This is a genomic window from Nocardia sp. NPDC055050 (genome assembly GCF_053608345.1).
Map to the genome: position 1 here is coordinate 65,304 of NZ_JBSGVG010000027.1, position 16,954 is coordinate 82,257.

Here is a 16,954-nt window from a genome sequence, read left to right on the forward strand (position 1 = left end):
CACACACACCGGGAACAAGCACGCGCGAGCCGCCGGTTATACACCGTATGACGTTCTCCGTACCGGTCCTCGTCCGCGGCTACGAGCTCGACACCCAGGGCCATCTCAATCACGCCGTCTATCACCAGTACGGCGAGCACGCCCGGTGGGAGCTGCTGCGCGCGGCGGGTATCCCGCAGGACAAGTTCATCGCCAGCGGCGTCGGTGCGGTGGTGCTCGAGTCGACCATCAAGTACAAGCGCGAACTGCGCGGTGGCGACGAGGTCACCGTGACTTGCGTATTCGACTGGAAGCAAGGCGAGAAGGTCTTCCGCTTCCACCACCAGATCATCAAGCTCGACGGAACCGTCGCCGCGGAGATCACCGTCGTGGCGGGCGCGATGGATCTGACAGCCCGCCGGCTCGTCGCGAACCCGGCCGAACATTTCCGCGAGCTCGCCGAGAATCCCGAACTGCTCGGCCTCTAGCGACCACACACGGCGCGGCAGGCACCCTCCAGCACGGACCCGGGGGACGCCCGCCGCGCCGTTGTCATCTGCGTTTGCTGCCGGATTGCCGGTGAGAACACGCTTGCAACATCCGAGTTGTCCGAAATTCTTTCCCGGCAAGGCGATCACGCGCCGCTCGGCGGTTTGCCCGGCACTCCGCAAATCTCGCGAACCGGCTCGGCGGACCACCTGTTCACGTTATGATCCGAAGCACCTTTTGGGGTTCTGGCAAATCGCGAGCAGACGAGAAAGATCGGAGTGAGTGCCCATGACCGACGCCATCCACCTCCCCGCTACCGCGTCGTCCCGAGATCGGGGCCCCGCCTTGCGCGGATTGCTGGTGGCCGAGTCCGAGCGCGACATCTCGGTGCGCGTCGACGGTGGAACCTGGACATTCGACCGCAACGACGTCGTGCGACTCACCGAAGACCGCGTGGGCGCGGGTGAACGTCAGGTACGGGTCGATATCCGTCCCGGTGCCACCGCCGACTTCACCCGACGGATGCGCGTCGATCTGGTCGACCGGCCGATCACTCTCGCACCGGAACCGTCGGAGGCGCTGGGCGACGAGCAGCTCGCCTGCGCCACCCGCAGCTGGGCGACGAAATTGCGCATCGCCGAACGAGGTGGTGTCACCGGGGCGACCTTCACCTTCCGCGACGGCATCAACTGCGACAGCCTCGACTGAAACGGCGCGCAAGTGATGGAAGGCGCTACCGACGCCGTGCTCATCGTCTCCGAAGCCGACGACCTGCACGCCGATGCGCTGGCGTCGACCCTGCGAGACCACCACGGGCTCGATCCGATCCGGCTCGACCTGCGCGACTTCCCCACTGAGACAGGGAGTTTCCGGCTCGACAAAGCGGGCACCAACCGCGCGATGTCCCATGTCCACGGGCTCGACGACGTCCGCGCGGTGTGGTGGCGCAGGCCGCACCCGTGCCGGGTGCCCACCGGTGTGCGCGCGGCCGACGACGCGTTCCGCCAGGCCGAGTGTGACGGATTCCTGCAGGGCATGCTGTGGTCGATCCCGGCGTACTGGGTCAACGATCCGGCCGCCGAGCGCACCGCGAGCCGCAAGATCGTCCAGCTCGAAACCGCGCAGCGGGCGGGTTTCACGATCCCGGAAACGCTGGTCACCAACGACCCGGACGAGGCGCGCAGTTTCGTCGAATCCCGGTGCGGGCCAGTGGTGTACAAACGCACCGGCACGGGCCGTGGCGAATTCTCGGAGACCAGGATCATCACCAGGCCCGAGCTGAACAAGCTCGAGTCGATCCGGTCGACGCCGACCACGTTCCAGGATTACGTGGAGGCCAGCTGCGATCTTCGGGTCGTCTGGGTCGACGGCGTCGAGTGGAGTGTGCGCATCGACTCCCAGGCGGGAGTCGGGCGCATCGATTCCCGGCTCGACACCTCGGTCGCGTTCGCACCGGATCGGCTACCGGCGTCGGTCAGCAAGTCCCTCGCGACCCTGATGGGCGCGCTCGGACTCAGCTTCGGCGTGGTCGATCTGCGCCTCGGCAGCGACGGCGAGTACTACTTCCTCGAGGTGAACCCGCAGGGACAGTTCGCGTACCTCGAGATCAAGACCGGGCTGCCACTGTTCGCCAGCCTGGCCAATCTGCTGGTCCGTGGCGACGGAGCCGTCGCAGGCTGGTAGCGACACCGTCGCGTGGCGCGCGATTCAGTCGGCCGGATTCTTGCGCCGATTGGCGCCGCCGCGCCCACGCAGTTCTACATGTGACTCGACCAGCACATTGTGGATGAAGCCGTACGAGCGGCCGGTGGACCTGGCCAGGGTGCGAATGGACGCGCCCGCCTCGTACTGCTTCTTCAGCTGGGTCTGCAGCCGGTCGCGGGACTTGCCCGTCACCCGGGTGCCCTTACCCAGGGCTGACTTGCCGATCGTCGATTTACCCTTGGCCGACCTAGCGGCCTGTCTGGCACTGTCGCTCATGGCTTCCTCCGAGTCGCCGAGCACTTCTTCCAGGCTAGACACTCCGCACTCGGTGATCAACGAAAACAGTGATCAAACTCACGCGATCCCGGCGAGTTCCGCCACGACACAGCCTTTCACCACGGATCAGGCGAGGTCGATCAGCTCCGCGTACTCCGCGGACCAGTGGTCCTCGGTGCCGTCGGGCAGCAGGATGACCCGCTCCGGGTTGAGCGCCTCGGCCGCGCCAGGGTCGTGCGTCACCAGTACCACGGCACCCGCGTAGGTGCGCAGCGCCTCGAGGACCTGCTCGCGCGAGACCGGGTCGAGGTTGTTGGTCGGCTCGTCGAGCAGCAGCACGTTCGCCGCCGAGGACACCAGCCCGGCCAGGGCCAGACGCGTCTTCTCACCGCCGGACAGCGTGCCCGCCGGCTGGTCGAGCTGCGGACCGGTGAACATGAACGCACCGAGCAGGCTGCGCAGCTCCTGCTCCCCCGCGTCCGGAGACGCGTGGCGGATGTTCTCCCACACCGAGGCCTGGTCGTCGAGGGTGTCGTGCTCCTGGGCGAAGTAGCCGACCTTGAGCCCACGGCCCTGCTCGACGCCGCCCGCGGTCGGCGTCTCGACACCGGCGAGCAGTTTCAGCATGGTCGTCTTGCCGGCGCCGTTGAGCCCGAGCACCACCACGCGGCTGCCCTTGTCGACGGCGAAGTTCACGCCGGTGAAGATTTCCAGGGAACCGTAGAGCTTGGTCAGGTCCTTCACCATCAGCGGCGTCTTGCTGCAGGCCGCGGGCTCGGGGAACCGGATACGGGCGACCTTGTCGCTCACACGCACGTCGTCGAGCTCGTTGATCAAGCGTTCGGCGCGACGCACCATCTGGTGTGCCGCAGCGGCTTTGGTGGCCTTCGCGCCGAGCTTGGCAGCCTGCTGACGCAGCGCGCCCGCCTTCTTCTCGGCGTTGGCGCGCTCGCGGACGCGGCGCTGCTCGTCGGTGGCACGGGCGTCGAGGTACTTCTTCCAGCCCATGTTGTAGACGTCGGGCTCACCGCGCACGGCGTCGAGGAACCACACCTTGTTGACCACGTCGCCGAGCAGTTCCACGTCGTGGCTGATCACGATCAGGCCGCCGTCGTGGTTCTGCAGGAACCCGCGCAGCCAGGTGATGGAGTCGGCGTCGAGGTGGTTGGTCGGTTCGTCGAGCAGCAGGATGCGGTCGGAGCGCCCACCCGAGCCGTCGGAGGCGGAGAACAGGATGCGGGCCAGCTCGATGCGGCGGCGCTGACCACCGGACAGGGTGCGCAGCTGCTGATCGAGGACGCGGTCGGGCAGGCCGAGGCTGTTGCAGATGCGGGCCGCCTCGCTCTCGGCGACGTAGCCGCCGAGCGAGGAGAACTGGTCCTCGAGGCGCCCGTACCGGCGAATCGCCTTGTCGCGAGCGGCATCGTCGGCCACCTCGGCCATCTCGACCTGGGCCTTCTCCATGTCGCGCAGCAGCACGTCGAGCCCGCGCGCCGAGAGCACCCGGTCTTTGGCGATCACATCGAGATCGCCTTCCTTCGGGTCCTGCGGCAGATAGCCGATGTCGGTGGAGCGCGTGATCTTTCCGGCGTACGGCTCGCCCTCGCCCGCGAGGATGCGCAGGGTGGTGGTCTTACCCGCACCGTTGCGACCGACCAGTCCGATCCGGTCGCCGGACTGCACCCGCAGCGCCGGCCCAGGAGCCGAGAGCAGGGTACGGACTCCGGCCCGGACCTCCAGGTCGGTCGCCGTGATCACAGAGTTCTCCTCAGAGTAAGACAAACGGGAAGGGCATATCGGCAAGAACCACTTATTTTACCGTCGACGCTTCCGGAAGCCGAACCCGGCGCTGCCCGATGTGAGCGTGGTTACTCTCGTGCCATGACTACCGATCTCCTTGGCCGGACCGCCCTCGTCACCGGAGCCAGTCGCGGCATCGGCCTCGCGACTGCGGCCGAACTGCTGCGCCGGGGCGCGAACGTGCTGATCACCGCGCGTAAACCCGAAGCATTGGAGGCCGCGGCCACCGAGCTGCGCGCGCTGGGCCACCAGGGTCAGGTGAGCTATCTCGCCGGCAACGCGGGCGATGCCGACGCACGCGCGGAAGCCGTGGCCAGAGCCGTCACCGAGTACGGCTCGCTCGACATCCTGATCAACAACACCGGCATCAACCCCGTCTACGGTCCGCTGATGGACGCCGATCTGGGTGGCGTCAGCAAGATCTTCGATGTGAACGTGGTGGCGTCGCTGGGCTATGTGCAGCAGGCCTACCGCGCGTGGATGGCCGAGCACGGTGGTGCGGTGGTGAACGTGGCCAGCGTCGCGGGCATCCGGTCGTCGGGGGTGATCTCGGCCTACGGCGCGTCGAAGGCGGCGCTGATCCGGCTCACCGAGGAGCTGGCCTGGCAGCTGGGCCCGAAGATCCGCGTCAACGCGGTGGCGCCGGGCGTGGTCAAGACCAAGTTCGCCGATGCGCTGTACTCCGACGACGAGGAGCGTGCCGCGAGCGTGTATCCGCTGAAGCGACTCGGCGAGCCCGAGGACGTGGCCCGGCTGATCGCATTCCTGGTGTCCGACGAGGCAGCGTGGATCACCGGTGACTGTGTGCGGGTCGACGGCGGGTTCCTGTCCACCGGCGGCATCTGAACCCACCACCTCTGAAACTCGCAGGGGCGGGCGGCGGTTCGGCGTGCCCGCCCCTGCTGCGTCTTGTCAGTCCGAGGTCTCGCGACTGCCCGTCGAGACCGAGATGCTCTCCTGCGCCCGCGCGTTCTCCCGCGTACCGTCCTCGGCCCGCGCCGGGTCGGCACGCTCGGCCTCAGCTCTGGCCGCCTGCGCCCGCGCCGCCTCCGCCCGCGCGAGTGGATCCACGACGACGACCTCCTCCGACCTGGCGGCGAGCGGATCACGCACCACCACTTCACGTTTCGACCGAGCCGAGCCGGCCTCGTCCAGGCCCCACCGATCGTGGAGTCGACGCAGGAATTCCGGTGCATACCAGTTCGCGTCGCCCAGCACCTTCATTGCGGCGGGCAGCAGGAACCCGCGCACGAGGGTGGCGTCGACGATCACGGCCAGCGGCAGGCCGATGCCGAAGGACTTCATGAAGGTGATGTCGGAGGCGAGGAAGCCGAGGAACACCAGGGAGATGAGAATCGCCGCGGCGGTGACGATACGTCCGACCCGTTCCAGGCCGAGCGCGACCGCGGTCTCGTTCTTGCCGGTCCGGTCGTATTCCTCCCGGATCCGCGACAGCAGGAACACCTGGTAGTCCATCGCGAGCCCGAAGGCGGCGGCGAACAGCATCACCGGGACGGTAGCCGACAGGTCTCCGGTGACGGTGAAACCGAGCACCCCGGACAGGTGGCCGTCCTGGAAGATCCACACCAGCGCACCGAAGGTCGCGGTCAAACTCAGCGCGCTGAGGATCACCGCCAGCACCGGCAGCACCACGCTACCGGTGAGCGCGAACAGCACGATCAGCATCATGATCACCACGAAGCCGAGCGCCCACGGCAGTGCGTTCTCGATCGCGGCGACCGAGTCGGTATTGGCGGCGGCCACGCCACCGACCAGCAACTCGCTCGGGGTCCGCACCGCGCGCACCTGCTCGACCAGGTGCGCCAGGGCGTCGCTGTCACCGGTGGTCGGCACGATCGACAGGTAGACGGCCTTCTCGACCCGGAACCGCGCGTTGGCCGCGGTGGGTTCGAGGAGCAACCCGCCCTGGGCATAGCTGCCGGTGGCGGTGTCGACGCGGCGGACGTTGTCCAGGTCGGACATGTCACGCGCGATGGTGTCGAGTCCCGCCGCGCTGTAAGCGCTGTCGGGCAGCACGGCGACGAGGGTGTGCTGGTCGCTCTCGCCGAAGTCGCGCGCCACGATCTCGGTGACCTGACGGGAGTTCATCGATTCCGGCAGTGTTCGTTCGTCCGGGAATCCGAGTTTCACGCCGAGGAACGGCGCACCGAGCAGGAGCAGCAGCGCGGTGACGGCGAGTCCGATCGAGATCGGTTTGCGCATCACGGCCGTGGCCAGCTTGTGCCAGGCGCCTTCACCCGGGGCGGGACGCGGCGCGCGCAGGAACCACCAGCCGAGCTGTCCCTTGTCGATGCGGGTGCCGATCAGCAGCAACGCGGCGGGCAGCGCGGTGAGCGACACCAGCGCGGTCAGTGCCGCGACGACGATGCCCGCGTAGCCCATCGACCGGATCGCCAGCAGCGGGAAGAACAGCAACCCGGCCAGCGCCACCGCGACGGTGAGCGCGGAGAACGCGACGGTGCGGCCCGCGGTGCGCAGGGTGGTGGCCACCGCGCCCGCCGGCGTGCGGCCCTCGGCCAGTTCGTCGCGGTAGCGGCTGACGATCAGCAGGCTGTAGTCGATGGCCAGACCGAGGCCGAGCAGCGTCGCCACATTGGTTGCGGTGACGGCCAGCGGCGTGAACAGGGTGAGCAACCACAGCGCGCCCATGGTGGTGAGCACGGTGCCGATCGCGACGAGCAGCGGCAGGCTCGCGGCGACCAGGCCGCCGAAGACGAACAGCAGCGCGATCAGGGTGAGCGGGAACGCGATGGCCTCGCCCTTGGCGATATCGGTCTTGCTCTGCTGCACCGTCTCGTGCATGAGCATGGCGAATCCGCCTGCCCTGACCTGCAACGATCCTTGTTTGCCCGTCAGCTCTTCGGAGATGGCGGTGACGCGTTGGTCGATCTCGCGTTCGCTGCCGAGCACACTGGCGACGATCAGACCCTGCTTGCCGTCGACACTGCGCAGCGCGGGCTGATGGGAGGTCCAGTACGACATCACCTCGGTGACCCCGGCCCGTTCCTGCAGGTTGGCGACCAATGCCGTTGCCGCCGCGGTGGATTCGGGGTCCTCGACCGAGGACTCGGTTTCCACCAGCAGCAGCAGGTTCGGCGGCGCCTGCCCGAACTCGGTGCCCAACACCTCCAGCGCACGGCTGGATTCGCTCCCGGAGTCGGTGTATCCGCCGCCCTCCACCCGCTCGAACAGCGTCGCGCCCAGTGCACCGAGCACCACTGCGAGCACCGCGAAAACGCCGAGCACCCAGCGACTGCGCCGCCTGGTGAATTCGAACACCGGATTGTCCCCTAACTCGTCACACCATCGCGCGAGGCGCATATCGACGTGCGGGGGCTCGGAGTAGTTCCGGCCGTCCCGCCTCGTCGGCCCGATCCTGTTGGCGGGTCGGCGCGTTCGCGTGGCGATCGTAGCAACTTCGTGGCGGCACCGCCGGGCCTCTGGCACACCCTTGTTCGTCCGGTCGGCGACGGGTCTCGGCGTCGGCTACCGACGAGCCGCGCCGACGACCGAGGTCACGACAGTGCGGCGCAGATTCGGCGGAAGATCGGCGAACAGCGCGCGCATCGCGGCGAGAGTGCCACCGAGGTCATCGAGGCCGGACAGATAGCAACGTTGCAGGTGCGCGGGCAAACCGAAGAACGTCTCGAAGAAGACCGGGACCTCGCGCGGCGGCAGAGCCAGCACCGCGCGCAATCCCGCGCGGCGCAAGGCCGCCACGGCCCGCGCGCTGGGCGTCCACACCGTGCCACCCGCGACAACGGTGTCGGCGGCGGCGAGAGCGGCGGCGACGCTGTATCCGGTCGCGGGGTGGGTCAACCCACCGGCCGCACCGAATCTGCCGCGCCCCGGCATGCCGCCCTGGACCGGAAAGCGCACCCGTTCAACGGGTTCGGCCCCGGTGAGCGCGATCCCCCGCACCCGCAACCGATGTTCGAGTCGGCGTCGCAACACGTCCGGCGCGAGCGCGGGTCGCCCGGCGAGGCAGGTCTCCTCGAACAGCACGGTGTCGGCGCTCAGCGGTATCGCGTACAGAAACGACGGTGGCTCGTCGGGATCGGTCCCGTTGTCGGCCCGCCAGTCCATGAACAGTGTCGGCTCGAGTCCTGTACGGTCCACGACCACCCCATAGGCGGTCTGCTCGGCGCGACGCGGCGACCGGGCCAGCCCCCGCGCGTCGACCACCTGCCCGGTACGGGTCAGCCCACCCGCCGTCCGCACCGAGCGTGTGTTCACCTCCACGGCGCGGTCCGCGATCACGGTCGCGCCGTGCAGCGTCAACGACGACTGCAGCGCCGCCGTATCGAACACCTGATAGGTGCGATCGATCCGATGCTCACGCACCGCCCACGCCGTCGGCTCGTCGATCGCCGCCGCGACCACGCCGGAATCGAGCCACCCGGGCAATTCATCGACCCACGCCGCATAGGTCGGCGTCCATCCCCGATCCGGGCGCGGATCGATCACAGTGACGTCGCGCCCGGCCGCCAGCGCACGATGGGCAACGGCCCGTCCCGCCGGCCCGATCCCGCACACGATCACCTCGACACCCACTCGGCAATTGGATCAGACGCAACGATTTCAAGCACCGCCGGATCACAGGCGGGCACCTATTGGAGATCGCTTGCTCGCCCCGGCGCGACATTTCGACCATGATGGGTGGATGAGATCGATCTGGAAGGGCTCGATCGCTTTCGGGCTGGTCAATGTCCCGGTCAAGGTCTATACCGCGACCGAGGACCATGACATTCGGTTCCACCAGGTCCACGCCAAGGACGGGGGCCGGATCAAATATGACCGGGTCTGTCAGGTGTGTGGCAAATCTGTGCAGTACTCCGATATCGACAAGGCCTATACCTCGCCGGACGGTGAGCAGGTGGTACTGACCGACGCCGATTTCTCGAAACTGCCCGCGGCGGAGAAACATGAGATTCCCGTGCTGGAATTCGTGCCGTCCGATCAGATCGACCCGGTGCTGTTCGACAAGAGCTATTACCTCGAACCGGATTCCACGACGCCGAAGGCCTATCAGTTGCTGGCGGCGACCCTCGAACGCATCGACAAGACCGCGCTGGTCCATTTCACACTGCGCCAGAAGACCCGGCTGGCCGCCTTGCGCGTGCGTGACGGTGTGCTGGTCCTGCAGACGCTGCTGTGGCCCGACGAGGTGCGGGCGGTCGAATTCCCGTCGCTCGACGACGCACCCGCCCCGCGCCCGCAAGAACTGAAGATGGCCGAAACCCTCGTCGAATCGATGTCAGGAGATTTCGACCCGTCCGAATACACCGACGAATACCAGATCGAATTGCAGAAGCTGCTCGACGAGGCGATCGCCAGCGGCACCGGCAAGGTCGAGCCCGCCGCCGAGACAGCGCCCGCCGAACAGGCGGATGCCGAAGTCGTGGATCTGGTCGCCGCGCTGCAACGCAGTCTCGAGACCAGCGGGCGCCGCGAAGCCGCCCCGGAGAAGAAACCCGCGAAAAAGGCCGCCAAGAAACCCGCACCGCGCAAAGCCGCCGCGAGCAAATCCACCGCGTCCAAGACCGCTGCCCGCAAAGGCGCGTAGGGCACACTGGCGGCTATGGACACCGCCATCGCTGTCGTGCCGATGGGTTTGGGACACCTGCGTCAAGTCCTCGACCTCGGCCATCAGGTTTTCGACACCACCATCAAGCCGTACACGTCGTGGTCGCTCACGGCCGTCGCCGAGCACCTCGACAGCCCCGACAACGCCTGCTGGGTGGCCCTGGATTCCGACCGGGTGGTCGGGTTCGTCCTCGGGTCGATGGAGTTCGAGCATCGCGACGACTGGGCGTATCTGGAATGGATCGCGGTAGCCCCCGATATGCAGGGCCACGGGATCGCGCGGCGGCTGGTGAACGTGTGCTCGGAGGCGTTGTTCGCCCGCGGCGCCCGCCATATCGTCACCGATGTCGAGGACCGCAACAGCGCCTCGGCCGCGCTGATGACCAGCAGCGGATTCGTGCCCGCCGCGACCGTCACCCTGCTGGTGCGGCCCAACCCCGCTGTCCCCGACGACGATGCCGCCCTGCCGCCGATCACCAAACGCGATCTCGTCCGCCGCGGCAGACTGTCGGTCGAGCACCCGCTGCGCTGACCCGCTGCCGAAGCGCCTCGAGCGCATCAACCCTGGTCGGGCCTGTTCTCGGCGGGTGGCTCCTACGCCGCGAGACGAGCACGACGGCGCCGAGCTGACTGTGGTGGCCGATATGTGGTCGCCCGCGTGCACCGTGATCCGCACCCCTGCACCTGGAAACCACCGTGCCGGGGGTGTTCGCGACTACTTGCGGAACTTCGTTTCCAGCTCGCGCAGCGTGGCTTGCAGATCGGCGGCGTCGTTGGTCTTGAAGATTCCCGCGTAGCCCGTCTCCGCCTGGACCGCGGCCACCACCTCCGGATCATGGTAGAGCTGCGCGAGTTTCAGGTAGGTGGGGTTGTCCTTGTCGGCCGCCCGCGCGGCGAAGACGTTGATGTACTGCTTCAACTCCGGACGTTCCGGGTCGTCGGTGTAGATGACCTGCTGCTGGGTCAGGCCGGCGGGCCCGGCGAACGTGTCGTCGACGAACGCCGCGTCGACGCTGTCCAGCGACTGCGCGGTGAGCGTCGGATCGATCGTGGTGAGCCGCACCTTCGAAGCGCCGGTGTCGACGTCGTCGATCGTGGAGTCCCAACTCGCGCCACCCTTCAGCACGATCAACCCCGCCGCCGACAGCCCGAGCAGGGGGCGGACCTGCTGCGCCGGATTGTTGCTGAGCGTGATCTGCCCACCCCGCGGGATCTCGGCGACCGAGGTGTGCTTCGTGGAGTACAGGGTGAGCGGGAAGATCTCGGTCGCGCCGATCGGCACGATCGTGTCGTTGCTGGCCACGTTGTAGTTGGCCAGGTACCGCACGTGCTGGAATTTGTTGAGGTCGACCTGTTTCTGCGCCAGCGCCGGATTGGGCTGCTTGTAGTCGGTGAAGTTCACGTACTCGACAGTGATGCCCTGCTCGGCCGCCTTGCGTTTGTACACCTCCCAGTGCGGTTGTGCGATGTCGTTCACACCGATCCGCACCACGCCGTCCGGGTGGTCTTGCCCACAGCTCACCGCCCCCGTTGCCAGCGCGACCAGGACCGGAATCGCCAGCAGACGGCGCAGGATTCGCATTGTCCGCAATTTAGACGGGCGTCCCAGTGTTTGCGAGGATTTCGCTCATGGCAAGTCAAACCGTTGTCGGCGGGTAGGGCCGACAGCTTGGATGGCCGAGTTCATCTTCTGCTAGCAATTCGGGAGTACAAGTGAAATTCCGTCGGACACTGGCGATCCCAGTGCTGATAGCAACCGCGGCCCTCACCCTGACCGCGTGCGGTTCCGATGACGACGCGTCGGGCACGGTTGTGCGGATCGGCACCACCGACAAGGACAAGGCTTTCGAGGTCTTCGAACAGAAGGCCAAGGAGCAGGGCATCACGCTGAAGGTCACCAATTTCTCCGATTACAAGCAGCCGAATACGGCGCTGTCGCAGAAACAGATCGACCTCAATCTGTTCCAGCATCTGCAGTTCCTCGGCCAATACAACGTGGCGAGCTCGGACACGCTCACCCCGATCGGCTCGACGTATATTGTCCCGCTGGGCCTTTACTCGAAGAAGCACAAGGCTCTCGCCGATATCCCGGCCGGTGGTGAGATCGCGATCCCCAACGATCCGACCAACCAGGCGCGTGCGCTGTTCGTACTGCAGGCCGCCGGCTTGCTGAAGATCACCGGCACCTCGGTCCAGCCGACGCCCGCCGACATCGACAAGGCCGCGTCCAAGGTGCGGGTGACTCCCGTCGATGCCGCCCAGACGGCGTTGTCGCTGCCCTCGGTCGACGGCTCGGTGATCAACAACACCTTCCTCGACCGATCGGGCGTCGACCCGAAATCGGCGCTGTACAAGGATGATCCGAAGAATCCGGCCGCCGAGCCGTACATCAATGTGATCGTCAGCCGCGCCGAGGACAAGACGAATCCGACGTATCTGAAGCTGGTCGAGATCTGGAAGGACCCGGCCGTGGCCACCGCGCACGCCGAAACCACCAAGGGCACCGCGGTCGCGGTGAACCGTCCCGGCGCCGAGCTCGAGCAGATCCTGGACCGGGTGCAGCAGGGCATCCGCACGGCCAAGTGAGTGCCGGCCCAGCCGCCGTCGAATTCCGTTCCGTCACGAAGATCTTCGGCAGCGGCGACGCTCGGCACACCGCACTCGACGGTATCGACCTGCGGATCGAACCGGGTGAGATCTTCGGCGTCATCGGCTACTCCGGAGCGGGCAAGTCCACGCTGGTCCGGCTGATCAACGCGCTCGACAAGCCGACTACGGGCACCGTCACGATTTCCGGCACCCCGATCACCGGGGTGCCGGAGTCTGCGGTGCGCAGGCTACGTCGCGATATCGGCATGGTGTTCCAGCAGTTCAACCTGTTCCGATCCCGCACCGCCGCGGGCAATATCGAGTACCCGCTGAAGGTCGCGGGCTGGAAACGGGCCGAACGCAAGGCCCGCGTGGCCGAACTGCTCGACTTCGTCGGGCTCACCGACAAGGCGCGCGCCTACCCCGATCAGCTCTCGGGCGGGCAGAAGCAGCGGGTCGGGATCGCCAGGGCACTGGCGACCTCGCCCTCGCTGTTGCTCGCCGACGAGGCCACCTCCGCGCTGGACCCGGAGACCACGGGCGAGGTGCTGCGCTTGCTGAAGAAGATCAATGCCGAACTCGGGGTGACCATCGTGGTGATCACCCACGAGATGGATGTGATCCGCGCGGTCGCCGACCGGGTCGCGGTGCTCGCCGAGGGCCGGATCGTCGAATTGGCCTCCACCTTCGATGTTTTCGCCGCGCCGCAGGCCGCGCCGACACGGTCGTTCGTGGCGACCGTGCTGCACAACCGGCCCGACGCGACCGAGCTGGATCGGTTGCGCCAGCTCCACGGCGGCCGGTTGGTCACCGTCGACATCGACGACCACAGCGGTCTCGGGGCGGCACTGGCCGCCGCTACCGCCGCCGACGTGCGCTTCGAGATCGTCTACGGCGGGGTGAGCACGTTGCAGGACAAGACATTCGGCAGTGTCACCCTGGCGCTGCACGGGCCCGATGCCGCGCTGGATCGCGTTGTCGCCGACCTGGAACGGAAGGCGGGCTGATGGAGACCAACTGGGAGAAGCTGCGGCCCACGCTGTTCGAGGCGATCGGGACCACCGTCTATCTGGTCGGCGTGACGTTCGTCGTCGCGGGGCTGATCGGGCTGGTACTCGGGACCGCGCTGTACACGACCCGCAGGGGTGGCCTGCTGGCGAACGGGCCGATCTACTTCGTGCTGAATGTGATCGTCAATGTGGTGCGCCCTATTCCGTTCATCATCCTGCTGGCCGCGCTCGGCCCGGTCACGCTGGAGGTGGTGGGCACCACGATCGGCTCCGAGGCGGCGTTGTTCGTGATGATCGTCGCGGCCTCGTTCGGGATCGCGCGGATCGTGGAACAGAACCTGGTGACGGTCGACCCGGGTGTGATCGAGGCCGCGCGTGCGGTCGGTGCGGGACCGCTGCGGATCATTCTCACGCTGATCGTTCCGGAAGCGTTGGGGCCGTTGATTCTCGGCTACACCTTCGTGGTGATCTCGATCGTCGATATCTCGGCGATGGCGGGCACCGTCGGCGGTGGCGGGCTCGGTGATTTCGCCATTGTCTACGGGTATCAGCAATTCCAGTGGCAGGTCACCATCGTGGCGGTGCTGATCATCATCGCCGGTGTACAGGGAGTGCAGTTCTTCGGCAATTGGCTGGCCAGGAAAGTACTGCGCCGCTGAATCCAGCAGGGGTACGAACCTATTCGGTCCGTGCCCCTGCTGCTTCGCGTTTCGCTACACGTTCGCCGTGCACGCGGACAGGATGACACTCGCCGCACGCGGCGACGCCGAACCCGGATCCGGGAACGGGGCCGCGCTGATGCCGAGCACGTCCACCGCGGAGCGCTCGGCCGCGTCCAGGGAGTGATCCCACGACCAGCCGAAGCGGTAGTCCGCGCCTTGGGCCACCGCGCCGCACGCATTGCGGAATTCGACGACGACCTGGCAGTCGCGCACGCCGCACTCATCGAGCGCGGCCTGGCTCGCCGCAGCCCAGCTGCCGTAGTTCACCGCCGAGGCCACCACGGCGCGACCCGACGACAACGCCAGCGCCCCGTACAGGTCACCCGACGCGGTCTCGAATCCACCGTCGCGCGATACCGCCGTGTACCCCGGAGCCTCGGCGATCGCCACACCACTCTCCCCCGCGGCCGCGGGCCCGGCGTTCACCACGGTGAACGCCGCCACCGCGGACAGCGCGGCCACACCAAGGGCATATTTGCCCACAACAGACATCAGAGATTCTCCCCGTCGAAATACCGACTCCGTGCCTCGAAGCCGAACCAATCATGAACGGCGGCCGACTTCCCCGGAAATAGCTTTCCGGCATCGCCACGACACCGTTCAGCGAACCTGTCATAGCGCCGAGACATTTCCGGCCACAACAGTTCTCGCTTGTCGAAACGCCCGATTCCTCCCGAACCGTTCGTCTGCCACAGACTAACAACGCCCACCGACAAGTAGCGATGGACCGCTATCTACCGGCGAACCAACTCGTCCCGCGCCCGCATCAACGCGAACCCGAGCAGATTGAGTCCCTTCCACCGCACAGGATCCAGCGCACCCGAATCATCGGCGGCCATCCCGATCCCCCAGATCCGGTCCACCGGGCTGGCTTCGACGAGCACCCGCGCACCGGTACCGACCAGATATTCCCGCAGCGCGTCATCCTGCCCGAACTTGGCCACGCTCCCCGCGACCACGATGTCGAATCGCGTTCGCTCCCAGATATCTTCGTCGAAGTCACGGATCTGCCTGCCGAGTTTCTTCGCCTGGCTCGGATGGCCGACCTCGAGGATCTTCGCCGCGGTAGCCGCGTCCTCGAACAGCATCGCCTTGCGCCACATCATGTAGTGCTCGGCGCTGGCGAATTCCACACCGTCGACAACGAATGTCGCCGGCCACCACTGGCTCAGGCTGCTCGAGCCGATCGTCCCGTCGCGACGTGGGCTGTGCCCCCAGAACGCCAGGTACTTCGGCGACGCGCCCTGCTCGATCGCTCGACACAACTGCTCTACCGACTCGGCGGTCATCACCCCTCCTAGTTTTGGTCTATATAACCATAGAACGAAACCAGGTTCACTGCACTTCTCGATGCGCCGTCCGGTGTTCGCTTGGCGGAGTGCGGGATCGGCGTTCGAAAGCCCGGCATCGCGACAACTTCAGGGTCGCGGCGCCGGGGACCGAGGTGGGGTTCAGGCCGAGCGGATGCCGTCCAGGTCGGAGTAGGGATGGGGGGCGGGGCGCCGGGGAATTCTGGCTTCGGTGACGGTGGAGTGGGGGGCGGGGCCGGTGTGGAAGCTGCGGGCGATCATCGAGGAACGCAGTTGCCACAGGCCCGAGGACTGGGCCGGGTCGAGGCCGGTGAGTTGAGCTACCCGGCGCAGGCGGTAGTCGACGGTGTTGGTGTGGATGTGCAGCAGCCGGGCGGTGCGCTGGCGGTTCATGTTGTTGGCGATGTGCACGCGCAGGGTTTCGTAGAGCTCAGGGTGGTTGTCGAGGGGGGCGAGGAGTTCACCGAGCCGGGCGCGACCGGGGCCGGGTCGGGTGAGCTGGTACTCCAGGGCCAGGTCGCCGAAGCGGTAGAGGCCGGGGGCGCTGTCGAGACGCTCCACCATGTCCAGGAGTTCGTGGGCGCGCTGGGCCGCATCGGGGATCTCCTCCGTGGCCGCGGGCACCAGAGCCGCGGTGATGTCGACATGCGCGGCCCGCGACAGCGCTTCGACCAGTGCGTCGAGCTGCTCGCCGACCAGCAGATCGGCGGGGATCAGCAGCGTGCCGCCGTCGACCGACAGCAGCGACAGCACCTGCTCACCGCACCGATGCGCCAACGCCGTTTGCACCCTGCGCAGCTTGCGCCGGGCCACCACCGCACCGTTCACGCGCGGGTCGCGCTCGTCGGGGTGCGCCCCGATCGAGAGAGCGAGCACCGAATACGCGTCGGAGACGGTGATGCCGACCTCGCGGGCCATGGTGACGGTCGACTGACCGGCCAGCAGTGCCGAGGTGAGAGTATGCACCGCCGTGTGATGTTCGCCGACGGCCTCGCGGTGCTCACGGATGTAGGAGCGAGTCACCGTGGTACACAACAGGTCCGAGATCTCGACGACCCGGCGGAAGCCGTGGATCAGACTCGCGCGATCGACATCGGCCACCCCGTCGTAGACCGCGTCGAAGGAGAGCCGGAAGCCCTCGTGGAAAGCGTGCAGGATCGTGTCGATCGGCACGCCTTCGCGCGCCCAGCCCGCCGCCGCCACCGCGAGCCGGTTCAGCTTCACCTCCTCGTCGCGGCCGTCCAGCATGCCGCCGACGATTTCCAGGCACATCCGGGTGACCGAGGTGACGTCGCCGGCGATCACATCGCCGGGTAGCGTCCGGCAAGTCGCGACATTGTCGACGAAGTGACCGACCAACCGGCTGGTCATCGTCCGGACATCGCGCAGGGGCTGCCACAGGGCCGTCTCGTCCAGTGGGATCGTCATCGTCGACTCCTCCTTCTTCTACACCCCGGCGCCGCCGGTA

Annotated in this window: 17 protein-coding genes; 9 read left to right on the top strand and 8 right to left on the bottom strand. The window is 67.2% G+C overall.

Features of this window, described 5'->3' with window-relative positions; translation table 11 throughout:
* Positions 1 to 47: 47 nt before the first annotated feature.
* From ACWGCN_RS24800 to ACWGCN_RS24810, 3 genes are all read left to right on the top strand, one after another.
* Positions 48 to 467, top strand: coding sequence for an acyl-CoA thioesterase (locus ACWGCN_RS24800; protein WP_387443027.1), 420 nt, complete (start codon positions 48 to 50; stop codon positions 465 to 467).
* Positions 468 to 756: 289 nt separating this feature from the next.
* Positions 757 to 1,176 (top strand): hypothetical protein, encoded by a 420-nt coding sequence (locus tag ACWGCN_RS24805; protein ID WP_452459295.1) that lies wholly within the window; start codon positions 757 to 759, stop codon positions 1,174 to 1,176.
* Between the two features lie 15 nt (positions 1,177 to 1,191).
* Positions 1,192 to 2,151, top strand: coding sequence for a hypothetical protein (locus tag ACWGCN_RS24810; RefSeq protein ID WP_449965846.1), 960 nt, complete (start codon positions 1,192 to 1,194; stop codon positions 2,149 to 2,151).
* A 24-nt stretch (positions 2,152 to 2,175) separates the two neighbouring features.
* Here the strand turns inward: ACWGCN_RS24810 and ACWGCN_RS24815 are convergent, their stop codons facing one another.
* A complete protein-coding gene (locus ACWGCN_RS24815) occupies positions 2,176 to 2,448 on the bottom strand; it encodes a helix-turn-helix domain-containing protein (protein ID WP_378995318.1) in 273 nt (90 codons plus the stop codon).
* A gap of 126 nt (positions 2,449 to 2,574) precedes the next feature.
* Complete coding sequence (locus ACWGCN_RS24820; protein WP_266290317.1) at positions 2,575 to 4,206, bottom strand: ABC-F family ATP-binding cassette domain-containing protein; 1,632 nt, start codon at positions 4,204 to 4,206, stop codon at positions 2,575 to 2,577.
* A 123-nt stretch (positions 4,207 to 4,329) separates the two neighbouring features.
* Between ACWGCN_RS24820 and ACWGCN_RS24825 the strand changes: the two genes are divergently transcribed.
* Complete coding sequence (locus ACWGCN_RS24825; RefSeq protein WP_452459296.1) at positions 4,330 to 5,094, top strand: SDR family oxidoreductase; 765 nt, start codon at positions 4,330 to 4,332, stop codon at positions 5,092 to 5,094.
* 66 nt (positions 5,095 to 5,160) lie between these two features.
* Here the strand turns inward: ACWGCN_RS24825 and ACWGCN_RS24830 are convergent, their stop codons facing one another.
* Entirely contained in the window at positions 5,161 to 7,548 is a 2,388-nt protein-coding gene (locus ACWGCN_RS24830; protein WP_452459297.1) for an MMPL family transporter, read from the bottom strand.
* A 207-nt stretch (positions 7,549 to 7,755) separates the two neighbouring features.
* The gene (locus ACWGCN_RS24835; RefSeq protein ID WP_452459298.1) at positions 7,756 to 8,823 is read right to left on the bottom strand and encodes a lycopene cyclase family protein; all 1,068 of its coding nucleotides are present in this window, start codon (positions 8,821 to 8,823) and stop codon (positions 7,756 to 7,758) included.
* Between the two features lie 109 nt (positions 8,824 to 8,932).
* On the opposite strand from ACWGCN_RS24835, the gene ku reads away from it, so the two are divergent.
* A complete protein-coding gene (gene ku, locus ACWGCN_RS24840; protein ID WP_452459299.1) occupies positions 8,933 to 9,835 on the top strand; it encodes a non-homologous end joining protein Ku in 903 nt (300 codons plus the stop codon).
* A gap of 15 nt (positions 9,836 to 9,850) precedes the next feature.
* Positions 9,851 to 10,387 carry a GNAT family N-acetyltransferase gene (locus tag ACWGCN_RS24845; RefSeq protein WP_452459300.1) on the top strand — a complete coding sequence of 179 codons (537 nt, stop codon included), beginning with the start codon at positions 9,851 to 9,853 and terminating at the stop codon, positions 10,385 to 10,387.
* 183 nt (positions 10,388 to 10,570) lie between these two features.
* On the opposite strand, the gene ACWGCN_RS24850 is transcribed toward ACWGCN_RS24845, so the two are convergent.
* Positions 10,571 to 11,437 carry a MetQ/NlpA family ABC transporter substrate-binding protein gene (locus tag ACWGCN_RS24850; RefSeq protein ID WP_387443010.1) on the bottom strand — a complete coding sequence of 289 codons (867 nt, stop codon included), beginning with the start codon at positions 11,435 to 11,437 and terminating at the stop codon, positions 10,571 to 10,573.
* A gap of 131 nt (positions 11,438 to 11,568) precedes the next feature.
* Here ACWGCN_RS24850 and ACWGCN_RS24855 point away from each other — a divergent pair, with 131 nt between their 5' ends.
* From ACWGCN_RS24855 to ACWGCN_RS24865, 3 genes are read left to right on the top strand one after another with little or no spacing between them, the layout of a single operon-like run.
* The gene (locus tag ACWGCN_RS24855) at positions 11,569 to 12,441 is read left to right on the top strand and encodes a MetQ/NlpA family ABC transporter substrate-binding protein (protein WP_379315017.1); all 873 of its coding nucleotides are present in this window, start codon (positions 11,569 to 11,571) and stop codon (positions 12,439 to 12,441) included.
* Entirely contained in the window at positions 12,438 to 13,451 is a 1,014-nt protein-coding gene (locus ACWGCN_RS24860; protein WP_452459301.1) for a methionine ABC transporter ATP-binding protein, read from the top strand. Before ACWGCN_RS24855 ends, ACWGCN_RS24860 begins: the two co-directional genes overlap by 4 nt.
* Entirely contained in the window at positions 13,451 to 14,113 is a 663-nt protein-coding gene (locus tag ACWGCN_RS24865; protein WP_378995337.1) for a methionine ABC transporter permease, read from the top strand. The genes ACWGCN_RS24860 and ACWGCN_RS24865 overlap by 1 nt, the downstream gene beginning before the upstream one ends.
* A 54-nt stretch (positions 14,114 to 14,167) precedes the next feature.
* Here ACWGCN_RS24865 and ACWGCN_RS24870 read toward each other — a convergent pair whose 3' ends face one another.
* From ACWGCN_RS24870 to ACWGCN_RS24880, 3 genes are all read right to left on the bottom strand, one after another.
* Positions 14,168 to 14,668 carry a DUF4189 domain-containing protein gene (locus tag ACWGCN_RS24870; RefSeq protein ID WP_387443006.1) on the bottom strand — a complete coding sequence of 167 codons (501 nt, stop codon included), beginning with the start codon at positions 14,666 to 14,668 and terminating at the stop codon, positions 14,168 to 14,170.
* 242 nt (positions 14,669 to 14,910) lie between these two features.
* On the bottom strand, positions 14,911 to 15,465 hold the full coding sequence (locus ACWGCN_RS24875) for an NADAR family protein (protein ID WP_449965869.1): 555 nt from the start codon (positions 15,463 to 15,465) through the stop codon (positions 14,911 to 14,913).
* Between the two features lie 162 nt (positions 15,466 to 15,627).
* Entirely contained in the window at positions 15,628 to 16,914 is a 1,287-nt protein-coding gene (locus ACWGCN_RS24880; protein ID WP_378989115.1) for a PucR family transcriptional regulator, read from the bottom strand.
* Positions 16,915 to 16,954: the final 40 nt, after the last annotated feature.

What these genes read in the sequence shown, in the direction of transcription:
- ACWGCN_RS24810 (WP_449965846.1), top strand. Translation starts at nt 1,192, where the DNA reads ATGGAAGGCGCTACCGACGCCGTGCTCATCGTCTCCGAAGCCGACGAC.
- ACWGCN_RS24880 (WP_378989115.1), bottom strand. Translation starts at nt 16,914, where the DNA reads ATGACGATCCCACTGGACGAGACGGCCCTGTGGCAGCCCCTGCGCGAT.
- ACWGCN_RS24850 (WP_387443010.1), bottom strand. Translation starts at nt 11,437, where the DNA reads ATGCGAATCCTGCGCCGTCTGCTGGCGATTCCGGTCCTGGTCGCGCTG.
- ACWGCN_RS24865 (WP_378995337.1), top strand. Translation starts at nt 13,451, where the DNA reads ATGGAGACCAACTGGGAGAAGCTGCGGCCCACGCTGTTCGAGGCGATC.
- ACWGCN_RS24825 (WP_452459296.1), top strand. Translation starts at nt 4,330, where the DNA reads ATGACTACCGATCTCCTTGGCCGGACCGCCCTCGTCACCGGAGCCAGT.
- ACWGCN_RS24875 (WP_449965869.1), bottom strand. Translation starts at nt 15,465, where the DNA reads ATGACCGCCGAGTCGGTAGAGCAGTTGTGTCGAGCGATCGAGCAGGGC.
- ku (WP_452459299.1), top strand. Translation starts at nt 8,933, where the DNA reads ATGAGATCGATCTGGAAGGGCTCGATCGCTTTCGGGCTGGTCAATGTC.
- ACWGCN_RS24870 (WP_387443006.1), bottom strand. Translation starts at nt 14,668, where the DNA reads ATGTCTGTTGTGGGCAAATATGCCCTTGGTGTGGCCGCGCTGTCCGCG.
- ACWGCN_RS24800 (WP_387443027.1), top strand. Translation starts at nt 48, where the DNA reads ATGACGTTCTCCGTACCGGTCCTCGTCCGCGGCTACGAGCTCGACACC.
- ACWGCN_RS24805 (WP_452459295.1), top strand. Translation starts at nt 757, where the DNA reads ATGACCGACGCCATCCACCTCCCCGCTACCGCGTCGTCCCGAGATCGG.
- ACWGCN_RS24845 (WP_452459300.1), top strand. Translation starts at nt 9,851, where the DNA reads ATGGACACCGCCATCGCTGTCGTGCCGATGGGTTTGGGACACCTGCGT.
- ACWGCN_RS24815 (WP_378995318.1), bottom strand. Translation starts at nt 2,448, where the DNA reads ATGAGCGACAGTGCCAGACAGGCCGCTAGGTCGGCCAAGGGTAAATCG.